The 11,374-nt window shown below is 67.4% G+C and carries 17 protein-coding genes; 5 read left to right on the top strand and 12 right to left on the bottom strand.

Annotated elements, in window-relative coordinates; all coding sequences use genetic code 11:
* From ACK41X_RS20330 to ACK41X_RS20380, 11 genes are all read right to left on the bottom strand, one after another.
* Window positions 1-432 (bottom strand): phage terminase large subunit family protein (locus ACK41X_RS20330; RefSeq protein ID WP_409727039.1); only part of this gene is annotated, 432 nt, incomplete at its 3' end.
* Entirely contained in the window at window positions 395-985 is a 591-nt protein-coding gene (locus tag ACK41X_RS20335) for a hypothetical protein (protein ID WP_409727042.1), read from the bottom strand. The genes ACK41X_RS20330 and ACK41X_RS20335, both read right to left, overlap by 38 nt.
* Before the next feature lie 192 nt (window positions 986-1,177).
* Window positions 1,178-1,765: a hypothetical protein gene (locus tag ACK41X_RS20340; RefSeq protein WP_409727045.1), complete on the bottom strand. Its 588-nt coding sequence runs from the start codon at window positions 1,763-1,765 to the stop codon at window positions 1,178-1,180.
* A gap of 365 nt (window positions 1,766-2,130) precedes the next feature.
* Complete coding sequence (locus ACK41X_RS20345) at window positions 2,131-4,113, bottom strand: phage/plasmid primase, P4 family (protein ID WP_409727048.1); 1,983 nt, start codon at window positions 4,111-4,113, stop codon at window positions 2,131-2,133.
* Entirely contained in the window at window positions 4,016-4,675 is a 660-nt protein-coding gene (locus ACK41X_RS20350) for a hypothetical protein (RefSeq protein WP_409727051.1), read from the bottom strand. The genes ACK41X_RS20345 and ACK41X_RS20350 overlap by 98 nt, the downstream gene beginning before the upstream one ends.
* Entirely contained in the window at window positions 4,675-5,265 is a 591-nt protein-coding gene (locus tag ACK41X_RS20355; protein ID WP_409727054.1) for a helix-turn-helix domain-containing protein, read from the bottom strand. Before ACK41X_RS20355 ends, ACK41X_RS20350 begins: the two co-directional genes overlap by 1 nt.
* Window positions 5,262-5,699: a hypothetical protein gene (locus tag ACK41X_RS20360; protein WP_409727057.1), complete on the bottom strand. Its 438-nt coding sequence runs from the start codon at window positions 5,697-5,699 to the stop codon at window positions 5,262-5,264. The genes ACK41X_RS20355 and ACK41X_RS20360 overlap by 4 nt, the downstream gene beginning before the upstream one ends.
* Complete coding sequence (locus ACK41X_RS20365) at window positions 5,699-5,998, bottom strand: hypothetical protein (protein WP_409727059.1); 300 nt, start codon at window positions 5,996-5,998, stop codon at window positions 5,699-5,701. The genes ACK41X_RS20360 and ACK41X_RS20365 overlap by 1 nt, the downstream gene beginning before the upstream one ends.
* 2 nt (window positions 5,999-6,000) lie before the next feature.
* The gene (locus ACK41X_RS20370; protein WP_409727062.1) at window positions 6,001-6,504 is read right to left on the bottom strand and encodes a hypothetical protein; all 504 of its coding nucleotides are present in this window, start codon (window positions 6,502-6,504) and stop codon (window positions 6,001-6,003) included.
* Window positions 6,505-6,669: 165 nt separating this feature from the next.
* Window positions 6,670-7,089 (bottom strand): hypothetical protein, encoded by a 420-nt coding sequence (locus ACK41X_RS20375; RefSeq protein WP_409727065.1) that lies wholly within the window; start codon window positions 7,087-7,089, stop codon window positions 6,670-6,672.
* Window positions 7,079-7,375 carry a hypothetical protein gene (locus ACK41X_RS20380; protein ID WP_409727068.1) on the bottom strand — a complete coding sequence of 99 codons (297 nt, stop codon included), beginning with the start codon at window positions 7,373-7,375 and terminating at the stop codon, window positions 7,079-7,081. The genes ACK41X_RS20375 and ACK41X_RS20380 overlap by 11 nt, the downstream gene beginning before the upstream one ends.
* A 14-nt stretch (window positions 7,376-7,389) precedes the next feature.
* On the opposite strand from ACK41X_RS20380, the gene ACK41X_RS20385 reads away from it, so the two are divergent.
* Window positions 7,390-8,322: a S24 family peptidase gene (locus tag ACK41X_RS20385; protein WP_409727071.1), complete on the top strand. Its 933-nt coding sequence runs from the start codon at window positions 7,390-7,392 to the stop codon at window positions 8,320-8,322.
* Here the strand turns inward: ACK41X_RS20385 and ACK41X_RS20390 are convergent.
* Window positions 8,231-8,962: a hypothetical protein gene (locus tag ACK41X_RS20390; protein WP_409727074.1), complete on the bottom strand. Its 732-nt coding sequence runs from the start codon at window positions 8,960-8,962 to the stop codon at window positions 8,231-8,233. The two genes, ACK41X_RS20385 and ACK41X_RS20390, sit on opposite strands and share 92 nt — an antisense overlap.
* A 141-nt stretch (window positions 8,963-9,103) precedes the next feature.
* Here ACK41X_RS20390 and ACK41X_RS20395 point away from each other — a divergent pair, with 141 nt between their 5' ends.
* From ACK41X_RS20395 to ACK41X_RS20410, 4 genes are all read left to right on the top strand, one after another.
* Window positions 9,104-9,517 (top strand): hypothetical protein, encoded by a 414-nt coding sequence (locus tag ACK41X_RS20395; protein WP_409727077.1) that lies wholly within the window; start codon window positions 9,104-9,106, stop codon window positions 9,515-9,517.
* Window positions 9,514-9,768, top strand: a complete 255-nt coding sequence (locus ACK41X_RS20400; protein WP_409727080.1) for a hypothetical protein — start codon at window positions 9,514-9,516, stop codon at window positions 9,766-9,768. Before ACK41X_RS20395 ends, ACK41X_RS20400 begins: the two co-directional genes overlap by 4 nt.
* Window positions 9,769-10,073: 305 nt before the next feature.
* Window positions 10,074-10,736, top strand: a complete 663-nt coding sequence (locus tag ACK41X_RS20405) for a hypothetical protein (RefSeq protein ID WP_409727083.1) — start codon at window positions 10,074-10,076, stop codon at window positions 10,734-10,736.
* Between the two features lie 54 nt (window positions 10,737-10,790).
* Window positions 10,791-11,237: a recombinase family protein gene (locus ACK41X_RS20410; RefSeq protein ID WP_409727085.1), complete on the top strand. Its 447-nt coding sequence runs from the start codon at window positions 10,791-10,793 to the stop codon at window positions 11,235-11,237.
* Window positions 11,238-11,374: the final 137 nt, after the last annotated feature.

The raw sequence follows: 11,374 nt of genomic DNA on the forward strand, positions 1-11,374 counted from the left end.
CTTGAACAGCTTGAGGTGCATGTTGTCGGCGCTGCTGTCGGGCAGCAGCGCCGCGCGCAGCACCGGCACTTCGCGCACCAGCGTGTTGATCCGCAGCTTGACGAAAGCCTCGGCTGCCGCCCTGTCCGGCTGCACCATCAGGAACGGCACGCCCGCCCTGTCGATCGTCCAGCCCATCCAGGCCTCGCCCACGGTGCTCTTGCCCGCCTGCGCCGGGCCCATGTCGCCCACCTCCGGCGTCTCCGGATCGCCCAGCGCGTCCATGATCTCGGCGAGATAGGGCAGCGCCAGCGGATCATAGCGCGGCATGAACCTTTCGGCCCATTGCGAAACCGTCAGCCGCTCCTTGGGCAGGTAGATGTCGGCGAGCCGGGCGATCAGCTGCGCGCCGGTTTCAAACGGCGGCAGCGCCTCCACCCGCTGCATCAGCATGCCTGGTCTCCGTCACCCCTTTCAACGCCGCCGCGAACTGGCGGCGATCATATTCCAGCAGCTCCTCGGCCGCCGCGATCTGATCGCGGGTGAGCCTCACCCGCTTGGCGAGCCGGACCATGAAATCGCTCCGGCGCTGCGCATCGATCGCCAGCACATCCGCAATGGCTGCCTCGATATCGGCCTTGCGGATCAGCTCGCCGCGCTTTTCGGCGACCTTGATCGCGTAGAACTCTTCCTCGAGCAGCTTCTTGCGCTCGTCGATCGAAAGGCCGGCCTGCGAAACATCAGCCGCCGCGCCTTCGCCGAGCAGCGCGAGGCCAAGCTGCCTTACCCTTTCGGCATGGTCGCGCTCGGCCTGGATGCGGCGCGCCTCGCGCTCTTTCAGCCAGGCGATCGCCGCGGCGACATCGATCTCGTAGGCCTGCCCGTTGGTGCCGGGGACCGCCGGAAAATCGGGATGGTCCTTGATCAGCCGCCGCAGCGTCGGCTCCGACGGAACGCCGGGGATCGCCGCGAACTCGCCAAGCGAGGCGATCAGAACCTCAGCCATGGGCCAAACCGCAAGAAAAAACAGAGCGTCCGGAAAAATCGGAAACTCTCACACGGGCCGAGCCTCCGGTTCCCGTATTCGGTCTAAGCCGGGAAAGGACCCACACCCGCGCCGCCCAAACGCCAGCGCCGAGCATGGCGTTGCGCATAGCCTTTTGGGGCCCAATCAGCGACTGCAGAAATCTCCACGCCTTCACATTATACCCCTTGACAAATTCGACGCGCAGAAATCCGGGGTGTTCAGCGCCTCTGCGATCTCACGTAGGGCTTTGCTGTAGCGCCTTTCCAAACCGGCCTGACCGCGCCGTAGCCCAAGCGCAGGCATGATCCGCCGCTTCCAGGGCAGGCGCTCCCATCCGCGCGCGTGATAATCGAGGCAGATAGCGAGCAGCCGGCGATCGGCCTGAGCCTGTTTCTCGCGCTTACGTATGCGGCGCTCAAGATACGCGCGGCGCGAAGGGGCGGCGCTGGCGAGCTGGCGGTGGAGCTCTGCGATGTCCAGCGCGCCGACGAGCATCATCCAATCCGTCACCCGATCACGCCAAGCAACTTCGGCGCGCGAGAGCGGCAGTGGCCTTGGCACCACCTCGCCCAGATCGCCGCCGCGCGCGTCATAGTCCGCCTGCAAGTCGCGGCTCATGAGATGCCAAGGGCCGTCCGAGGCGAAGGGCCAGCGCCCATCACCGGGTGTTCGGCGCCACAGCAGCACCGCCTCGATCAGCGCCTCGCGCACCTGATCGTGTTCCCACCACTCCACCGCATCGATATCCATCAGCGCCATAGATCACCCCTTCCGCCGCACCTCTGACCGGAAGGCCCCGGGCAGCCGCAAGCGGAACACCCCGGAAGCCCCAAAACATCACGCATCCCCTTTAAATTCCAATATCTTGTTTCTCTCTTTCCTCTCTTTGGAACAAGGAATGGAAGGGACGGAAGGCAAAACAGGGGTAAGGGCGCTGAAAATTGCATTGCACTTCTCACATGGAGCACCCCGGAAAGCCCTTCCGCGCCTTCCAAATGCCCACAACCCGCAGAAATCGCGAGGAAAAATACCTTCCGACCGGCCTGTTTGCGCCCTTCCGGCCCTTTTCCGCGCGGAAGGGCCGACCGCGCCAGCGCTGCCGATAAAGCATTGATATAGCAGGCTCACCAGTCATCGCCGGGCACCCAATCAGGATCATCGCCGGTGGGCCATTCGTGGCCCTTTTGGCCAGCCTGGCGCGCTCCATCTTCTGTCGCCTCATCAGGGCTGCTCCACCTTCCTTCGCGGATGGCCTCGGGATCGATACCTTCGCGCAGCCGCACCCCGAGCCACTTCATGCCGTCGCTCGCCTTGGAGACGAACCCCTTGTCCTGCATGGCTTTCTTGAACCCACCGATCTTCCAGTGAGAGCCGCCCGCATGCTCGCACCAGGCGAGATAGGTGTCGTGCAGCAGCTTGGCCGCCACGCGCACCGGACGCTGCGGCGTGTCCTCGCCGACCTCGCAGCAATCGTGCAAAAACCGACCCAGCTCATCGCTCTGATCGCGATAGGCGGCGGTGGCCATGCGCACCTGATCGGGCTCGATCAGGCCGTGCTCGCGCCAGTCGCACAGGCCTTCGAGCAGGCGGTTGAGGATGCCGCTGGCCTCGGCGCGCAGCTTGGCCGGCAGATCGCGGTCAACCTCTTCGCGCGGCACTGTCACCGCCCAGGGCACCAGCTGCATCCGCCGCCAGATCCCGTCGCTGGTGTCCTTGATGTCCGGCTTGTGATTGCCGCTGATCGTCATCTTGAAGCAGGGCACGAAGGTGAAAAAACCCCGGTTGAGGTGCCGCGCATCCACCGGATCGCCGCCGGTCACCATCTTGACCAGCCCTTCGTTGAGCTTGGCCCCGCGCTCCGGCTCGGAAACCCGCAGAAAGCGCACGCCCGGCAGCCGCGCGAGGTCTGGTGTGGCCTGGTCGCCGCGGCGACGGATGCCATTGTCGAGAAAGCTCTCAATCGGGATCGACCCGGCATAATCGCCGGCGAGATAAGCCACGGTCTCCACCGCCGTGCCCTTCCCGTTACGGCCCGATCCGTAGAAAAAAGCGAGCTTCTGTTCACTAATATCGCCCGTGAGGCTGAGGCCGAACCACTGGTGGAGGAAGCGCCGCATGATCGGATCGGGCTGCACCTGGGCGATGAAGGCGTCCCAGACCGGGGCGGTGGCGGCGGGGGCATATTTCACCGGCGCGAGCTTCGTGATCAGGTCCTCGCGCCGGTGCGGCTCCCTGACGATCTTCCAGCCATCGGCCTTCCATTCGGATTTGCCCGCGGCGATCTCTTCGGGTGAGCGCTTCACGCTGCGCCGCTTGAGCCGCAGCGTGCCGTTCAGGACGTTGATCGCCATGGGCTCAGCGTCGAGCTTGTCCGGCTCGATGGCGATGCCGGGGAGGGCGCGGGCGATCCTGGCGATCGCGCCGAGCTTGCCGCTGGCCTCGCTGGCCTTGGCGTGCGCGGCAATCGCGTCCGACCACAATTGCCGCCGGCCCGGCGCGGTGGAAAAGGCCTTGTCGCGCGTCTTGCAGTTGGCGACGAATTCGCTCGCCGCAGCCACGGCCTTGTCGCTTTCGCCGCTTGGCACCCCGTCCGGGCCTGGCGGGAAGCTCGCGCGAATCGCGCGCTCGAGCGCGTTCCAGCCCCCGGCGGCGCGGGCCATGGCCCAGATCTGGAAGTTCTGAAGCTTGACCCCGTCGAGCTCCTCGGGATCCTCGCAGCCCAGCGCCGCGATCAGCGCCGCCTCATTGCGGATCGCGCGGATCGTCACGAAGACCGATTGCATCACCTCGGCCGGCAGGGCGTCCTTTTCCTCGGACAGCAGCCGCCAGCGGCGGCCGTCCCACATGAACCAACCGATCTTGTCGCAGAAGCGGAAATCCGCGCCAAAGCGCAGCCGCCAGCGCTCGGCATTGCCGAGATCGGTGAGCGGCAGGCGCGCGGCCTCCAGATCGATCGGCAGGTTCGGCGCGGCCTCGATCCGCACGAAATTGCCCCCCTGCGCCATGGCATCAGGCCGCGATTGCCGAGGCGCGCGGGGGCAGTTCGGTGACGCGCGGCAGGCCGCCGATCTCGAGCAGCGCCCTGATCCGCGCGCCCGCGCCCGCATCGCATTCCAGCGTCACCCGCTCGCCCAGCCCGCGCAGCTGCGGCAGGGCGAGGCCCCAATCGAGCACGCAGATGCCGCGAGCGCGCCCCCGCAGCCACTCGAGCGGATCGGGAAAAATCCGCAGACTGACGCGCCGCTCGGCCAGCACCGCCGCGGCCAGCGCTTCCTCATAGCGCTCAAAGCCGAGGCACCAGCCAAAGCCGGTGCGCCGCGCCACCTGATCGGGATGCGTGGTGGAAACCGCGATGATATCGGCCAGCGCGCCGCACTCGGCCACCGCCAGCAGCAGGCGGGCATCGGGGCCGTGCGGTTCCCAGCGCGCGCCATCGGGCGAAAGCTGCACCCGGCCTGCACCGATGGCGCACATCGCCCCCAGCTCGGCCACGAACCGCCCATCGACGCCCAGCGCCTCGAGCCGCTGGCAGCCGCGATAATCGAGCGGGCGCGCCACGATCTCGCGCGCCAGATCGGAGGCGATGTCGAACAGCGGGCCGGGCAAGGCCTGCTGCGGCGCGCCCAGCACCTCGACATAGAGCGCCGAAAGCTTCCCCTGCCGCGCCATCAGGCCGCCCACCTCAACCCGCACAGCCGCCAGCGGCAGCGCTGCGCCTCGGCAGGCGTGACAGCCCGCTCGCATTGCGCGCACACCACCTTCCCAGCCTCGACGCACTCGGCCAGATCGGGATCATCAGCGATGGACGCGAGCGGATTTGCGTGCGCCGGCGCGGCCTCAACGCACTCGGCCAGATCGGGATCATCAGCGATGGGCGCGAGCGCATTTGCGCGCGCCCGCGCGGCCTTGAGCGCGGCCCAGGCGCGCACGTGAGCATCCTGTGGCCGAGGCGGCACAGGCAGCGCGATCAGCCCGGCGATCTTGCGCGCCAGATCGGCATCGCGCCCCATGCGCGCCTCGGTCTGCCGCACTGCGAAGATGATGGTGCTGTGATCCTTGCGCCGCATCATCTTGGCAATCGCCGGATAGGAAAGATGCGCGAAGCGCCGCCGCAGCACATAGCAGGTCGCCTGCCGTGCGATCGAGATCGGGCGCTTGCGGCTCGGGCCGAACATCTCGGCCTCGCTCACGCCAAAGGCCTGCGCGCTCAGGTGGCGCAGCCACTGGGCCGGCGTCAGAGGGGGCGGCACGGGGTTCATTCCGCCGCCAGCATTTCTTCGCTGGCCTTGAAGACCAGCATCGGCGGCTTGCCGATCTCGTGCACCGGCTCCACCGCAGGGATGTCAAACCTTGGAAAGGTAAGCGAAAACAGCCCATCCGCGGTCGCCGCGCTGATGGTGATCGTATAATGGCCCTGCCGGATGCGCCGGGCGACGAACTGCCCGCCCGAGGCGTCCATCACCGCGCGGATCTTGCCGGCGTCCTTGCCGGTGCCGAAAGCGAGTTCGATCGGCACCTTCTCGTCGCGCCAGAACAGCTTCCTGGCCAGCTGCGCGCCGATCGTGATCTTGATAAAGCGGGCATAAGTGCGGCCGGCCTTGGTCAGCGCGCGCGCCTCGACACGCACGCCCTCGGGGAAAACCGCGATCTGCGCGGCTAGCTTTTTGATATTTTCAATCGTTTCGAATGGCATCACGTTTCTCCCTCGCAAAAGCCGAGATAGGCAAGCGTGGCGCCGCGGACGGGGAAGGGCCCGGTGTAGGCACGGGGGCGCGCGGCGACATCCGCCGCCAGATCCTTGGCCGGGTCGAAATCCCGCAGCGCCGCCGCCAGCGCATCGCGCAGCGCCTCGGCCTCGGCGCGGGAGAGAAAGATGATGCGCTTAAAGCTCCCCATCCGCTTGGTCAGCATCACTACCGGCCAAGTCACCCCGTGGCGTGGAGCGCCATTGGGTAGCGCTTTCGCCGTATAGCGCTTCGCGGCACTTTTCACGTTTACTCTCCCCTCGTTTTCCTGCCGGCGTGACGCCCGGTGAGGATGGTGACGATGCGCGGCTGATCGGGCCCGCGCTCCTCGATTGCGATGCGGCCCTTGCGCACCAGCTGGGAGACGCGGTATTGCGCCGCGCCCTTGCCCCGCAGGCCGCAGCGCCGGGCGATCTGGGCGAGGCTGGGGCAGGGGCGGTTCCGCACCGCCGCGGCGAGCAGGCATTGGAACACCCGCGACAGTTCCGAACGGCGCACGATCTTGCGCCGCACTGGGCCGCGCGAGAGCCGCCGCCGCTCGGCAGCAGGCAGCGCGCCGGTGCCGCGCTGCACCATGAAGAGGAAATTGTCCCCCTCGCGTTTGCGCACCGGAGTCAACACTCCGGCCTCGACGAGCGGGCGCATCGCCGCCACCAGATCGGCCGGGGCGCGCTGGCCTCGGCCATAGCTTTCCTGCTGGCCGGGCGCGGCCGTTTCGGCCCAGCGCCAGATGTGCTCGGGCGCGCAGAGCACCTAAGCCGCTCCTGCAGCAGCCACGCTCTCGGCAGCAGCCGGGCCCTGGCGCGGCTCGGCCTGCCGCCGCGCTGGCACCGGCGCGCTCTCGGGGATCGGCCGGTTATCCTCACGCCCCCAGCGCAGGGGGCAAATCATCCTGTCGTGATAGCTGGCGAGCATCGCTCACTCTCCTGCCAGCGGCTGCAATTGGGTGATGGTCGCCTGCGCCAGCTGGCCGATCGCGGCACGCTCGCGGTGGTCGATCCGCCCGTCGGCGGCGGCCTCGGCGATGGTGCCGGCAAGCTTGTTGAGCCGGGCGGCCACCAGCAGCGCATTGGCGCTCTCGTCGTGATCGATGGCGACCAGCCTGAGGCCGGTCGGGCGGATCAGCGCATCGGCGAGATGACGCGGCAGCTCGCCCAGCAACGCGCAGAAGACATGGCCGGGCAGGGTCACACCATCGGCCCAGCGCCTCAGATCGCGCGGGGTCTCGCCGACGGCGCGGGCCAGCGCCTCGATCGCGCCGCCTTCGTGCTCGAACCGGCGCAGGACATTGGCGAGCCGCTCGGCCAGATAATGCTTCGAGGCCAGATCAGGACGCATGATCTTGGGCCTCCCGCGTGATAACTCCGACCCTATGAGCCAGGTCGATCGCCTCCTGAGGAACCGCGCCCTCCGGCCAGTTGGCCGCGTCGGCAAGGAACGCCGCGAATTTCTCCAGCGTGGCGGTGGTCGTGCCTTGCACCTGCGTTTCGAGGCGGGTGAAGAATCCACCGTCATTGACGACGGACTTGCCGAGGCGGGCGAAGGATGCGTCGTGCGCGGCAACCCAGATCCAGGCAGCTTGGCGCAGGTGATCGACGAGCGAAAGGGAAGGGGTGGGTTTCATTACCCATCGTTATGATGGGTATTACCACCATTGGTCAAGTGGGAATTCCCGACCTTCCCGCGATCATGCCGGCGTGGGAATATCCAGCGATGCCGAACATCGCGGAAATCCTGCCCCAACGCCTCGCCGAGCAGCTCGAAAAAAGCGGACGCAGCAAGCGTCAGCTCAGCCTCGCGATCGGCGCGCACGCCGGTTATGTCCGGGACCTGCTGGATCCCGATCGCGTCAACGTGCCGTCAGCCGCGCGCCTCAATGCGCTGGCTCGCGAGCTCGGGGTCAGCTCCGATTACCTGGTCGGCGCCACTGACAATCCCGACACTGTGCTCAGCGAGGTGACGATCAGCGACCGGCGGATCGACTGGCGCGGGCCAATGCCCGATCTGCCGCCGATCCCGCTGGTGGGCACCGGCGATTGCGCGCCCATCCAGCTCGAGGATGAAAGTGGCGCGCTGCTCGATATCGAGCGCTCAAGCTTCGATGCCGATCACACCGTGCGGATGATCGCGCGCCCGCCGGCATTGCGGGGCGCGCGCGATCTTTATGCCATCTATTTCCATGGCGAAAGCATGATGCCCCGCTTCGAGCCCGGCGAAGTCGGCATCGTCGATCCCACCCGCCCGCCGCGCCCGGGCGATTATGTGCTGGTGCAGCTGACGAACGGCGAGGAAGACCACGTCACCAGCGTGCTGGTGAAGCGCCTGGTGCGCGCCACCACGCGCGAGCTGGTGCTCGAACAGTTCAACCCGGCGGCCATCTTCACCGTGCCGCGCCGCCGGGTGGCGCGGGTGCACCGCATACTGCCGCAGACCGATCTGCGGTGCACCGCATACTGCCGCAGACCGATCTGCTGTTCGGTTAGTCCGCAGCCGCGAGCCTTCGCAGGACCGCGTCCAGTTCCATCCCAAGCCGCGCTTCCTCTGGGGAAATCACGCCATCTGCGTCGATAACTGCGCGCGCGTGCTGCTGGATAACCCGGGCAAGGCGCGCGCGATCGGGATGTTTCCCGATGCTGTAGAGTGCTTTGATGAAATCGGTCTCGTCAGGCGCCATGGTGCGTGCCTGCCGCAAAGCCTGCTCGACCATCGCATCGTCTCCGTGAAACCGCATGGCATAACTGGTGATCGCCTGCTCAAGGGCTTCGGGCTCTGTCCAATGCACGCCGTCGCAGCGCATCAGAAAGGTCAGAACCCTGAGCACCAGGTTGAGCCCGCTATCGCGCACCGGGGTCGATCCATCGCGCAGCTTGCTTACCAGATCAGGAAGATCAAAGAATTCGCCGGTCCGGGTGCAGGCAGCGCTGATAATTCGATCGATCCGGAACTGACGCAGCGCCTCGCGCTCGAAGCACCAGGCTGTCAGCATGTCCGTGGCCACATCGTAGCTTCGGCAGACGATCCGTCTTGCACTGACGACGCCCTTCGCGTCGCGATACTCGATGAAAAGTGCGAGCGAGGCGGTTTCGTCGCGCTGATCTGAAACGGAGGGCTCATCTTCGCCGGCAAGGACTGCCTGCCGACCGGGCGGCAAGGGCGGCATGACCCGCTTTCCGGCAACGAATGACGAAATCCCCTCGAACATCTCCAGCATCCGCGACCAACCTCGGAAACCTGTGATGGGCTGAACATGATGCAGTGACGGTCCGTCAGCAAGCCCGATGGGTATTCCCAACATTTCGCTTGACGTTGGGTATTACCATCATTTACCCAATGGGCCTCACAGGAGGCACCCATGACCTTATCGCGCGCCACCATCGCCCGCATTGCCGAGGAACAGTTCTCTCAACGCCGCGCCGCCCTTAAGCGCGCGGTCGATAACGGCGATTGGCCGGGCGATCCGGCCAACGAGGTCGCGCGCCTGTGGCTCGCCATCGCTGCCATGGCCGGGGCCAGGCTGCCCGAGCTGCAGGTGCCCGCGATCTTCCCGATCGGCCACACCTGCACCGTCATGGCGCATCACATCGCCTCGCCCGACGCCGCGCTGGCCGAGCTCGCCCGCGCGCGCGATGTTGCCATCGCCCGGGCCGAGGCGAACCCCAAGGACGCGCGCGCCGCGCAAAAGGCGCGCGATCTGATGATCCTCGCCAACGCCCTCGGCGCGCCCGCCTATGATCACCGGCGGCGCAGCCAGAAGAGCGCGGCATGAGCACCACCTCACATCTTCTGGGCAGCAGCGTGCGCGTCAAATGGCGCCCGATCACCACCGCGCCGCTCGGGCGCACGATCCTGATCTGCGACGCGCACGATCGGATCGTGAAAGCAGGCACGGTCATTCTGGCGCGCGACAGCGGCCCTTCGAGCGAGCGCCTCGTGATCGCGTCGGGCTACCCGGTGACGCCGCTCGCGCACTGGACGCACTGGGCCGCGATGCCCCCGCCACCGGGAGGAACGGCATGACCCGGTTACACCCCGAGTGCGCGCTCATCGCTGCGCTCGTGGCGCTGGCCTACGCGCTCGCCGCGCTGGCGGTGCTGGCATGATCGCCCGTCGCCTTGCCGAGGCCTTCGCCGGGGCCGCGCTGTGGATCGGCGCGCTCTACGCCTACTCCCTCCTGCTTTGGAGCCTCGCATGAAACCGTGTGAACGCACCCGCGCCCGCGAGCCGCTTAATGATGCCCAGAGGCGCTGGCACTACGGCCCGCTGCGCCCGATGCCGGAAGAACGCGCAGGCTGGCTGGCGCGGCTGCTGGGCAGGGGGCACTGATGGCCCGCGTTCTCGTCGCCTGCGAGTTTAGCGGCATCGTGCGCCGGGCCTTCGCCGAGCGCGGGCATGATGCCTGGTCATGCGACCTACGCCCCGCTGAGGATGGGAGCAACCGCCACATCCGTGGCGATGTGCGCGACATTCTCGATGATGGCTGGGATTTGCTCATCGTCGCCCATCCCCCCTGCACTCGGCTGTGTAATTCCGGGGCGCGCTGGCTCTCAGCCCCACCGCCGGGGCGCACCATGGCGGATATCTGGGCGGAGCTTGACCAAGGCGCGGCGCTGTTCTCAGCGCTCTGGAACGCGCCTGTGCCGCGCGTCGCGGTCGAAAACCCCGTGATGCACCGCCACGCCAAGGCGCGGATCGCCAACTATCGCCCCCCTGCCCAATCCGTGCAGCCCTGGCAGTTCGGCGATTGGGAGACCAAGCGCACCTGCCTGTGGCTGCGCGGACTGGAACCGCTGGAGCCGCTCTATTCCACCCTCGAAGCGGCCCGCGCCGCGCTGGGCCTTGGCGCGGATGCGCAGCCGCTGGCGCGCGTCTGGCGGATGCCGCCGGGGCCGGACCGCGACAAGGAGCGGAGCAGATTTTTCCCCGGCATCGCCCGCGCCATGGCCGAGCAATGGGGCGATGCGCTGCCCACGAGGACGGCGGCATGACCATCCCCCGCCCCGCGCCTTCCGATCCGCTCGTGATCGAGATCGCGCGGGCCCTTGCGCGCGCTCACGCCCGGCGCGACATTGCCGCCGCCCAGGCCGCCGCTTGCGAAAGGTCGACTCGTGCGGACGCTGATCTACGCCAGATATTCTAGCACCCTGCAAAATCCTCGCTCGATCGAGGATCAGCTTGCCGCGTGCCGCGCGCGCGCCGAGGCGGAAGGCTGGTCGATCGTCGGCGAATTTTCCGATCGGGCGATCAGCGGCGCCGCCGGGATCGATGAGAGCCAGCGCCCAGGGCTCGCGCAGCAATACCGCGCCGCCGTGCAGCAGCTCCACCGCGAGCTGGCCGACGAGGAGACCCGCAAGGAAGCTGCGCCCCAGCTGCGCCGCCTTATCGCCCGCATCGTGGTGACCCCGTCAGCGGGCCGGCGCGGCGTGGAGATCGAGGTGATCCGCCACCTCGACGAGGTGCTCGCCCTTGCCGAGCGGCGCAGCGCATAGCGTTGCGATAACGCGGAATTAGCTTCATCCCTGTTGACCCGGTCAAGCGGACCCCAGGGACGCAGATCGCGCAACAGGCTGAAGACATCACCCCATGGTGTCTCGCTCCGCTCGAGCCGTCCGTTCTGCCAGCGCCG

Source organism: Pseudorhodoplanes sp. (assembly GCF_046289595.1).
Taxonomy (GTDB): domain Bacteria; phylum Pseudomonadota; class Alphaproteobacteria; order Rhizobiales; family Xanthobacteraceae; genus Pseudorhodoplanes.

Bases quoted from the DNA above. Each gene is read 5' to 3' on its own strand.
- ACK41X_RS20335 (WP_409727042.1), bottom strand. From the start codon at position 985: ATGGCTGAGGTTCTGATCGCCTCGCTTGGCGAGTTCGCGGCGATCCCC.
- ACK41X_RS20340 (WP_409727045.1), bottom strand. From the start codon at position 1,765: ATGGCGCTGATGGATATCGATGCGGTGGAGTGGTGGGAACACGATCAG.
- ACK41X_RS20345 (WP_409727048.1), bottom strand. From the start codon at position 4,113: ATGCGGGCGCGGGCGCGCGGATCAGGGCGCTGCTCGAGATCGGCGGCC.
- ACK41X_RS20350 (WP_409727051.1), bottom strand. From the start codon at position 4,675: ATGGCGCGGCAGGGGAAGCTTTCGGCGCTCTATGTCGAGGTGCTGGGC.
- ACK41X_RS20355 (WP_409727054.1), bottom strand. From the start codon at position 5,265: ATGAACCCCGTGCCGCCCCCTCTGACGCCGGCCCAGTGGCTGCGCCAC.
- ACK41X_RS20360 (WP_409727057.1), bottom strand. From the start codon at position 5,699: ATGCCATTCGAAACGATTGAAAATATCAAAAAGCTAGCCGCGCAGATC.
- ACK41X_RS20375 (WP_409727065.1), bottom strand. From the start codon at position 7,089: ATGCGTCCTGATCTGGCCTCGAAGCATTATCTGGCCGAGCGGCTCGCC.
- ACK41X_RS20380 (WP_409727068.1), bottom strand. From the start codon at position 7,375: ATGAAACCCACCCCTTCCCTTTCGCTCGTCGATCACCTGCGCCAAGCT.
- ACK41X_RS20385 (WP_409727071.1), top strand. From the start codon at position 7,390: ATGGGTATTACCACCATTGGTCAAGTGGGAATTCCCGACCTTCCCGCG.
- ACK41X_RS20390 (WP_409727074.1), bottom strand. From the start codon at position 8,962: ATGCTGGAGATGTTCGAGGGGATTTCGTCATTCGTTGCCGGAAAGCGG.
- ACK41X_RS20395 (WP_409727077.1), top strand. From the start codon at position 9,104: ATGACCTTATCGCGCGCCACCATCGCCCGCATTGCCGAGGAACAGTTC.
- ACK41X_RS20400 (WP_409727080.1), top strand. From the start codon at position 9,514: ATGAGCACCACCTCACATCTTCTGGGCAGCAGCGTGCGCGTCAAATGG.
- ACK41X_RS20405 (WP_409727083.1), top strand. From the start codon at position 10,074: ATGGCCCGCGTTCTCGTCGCCTGCGAGTTTAGCGGCATCGTGCGCCGG.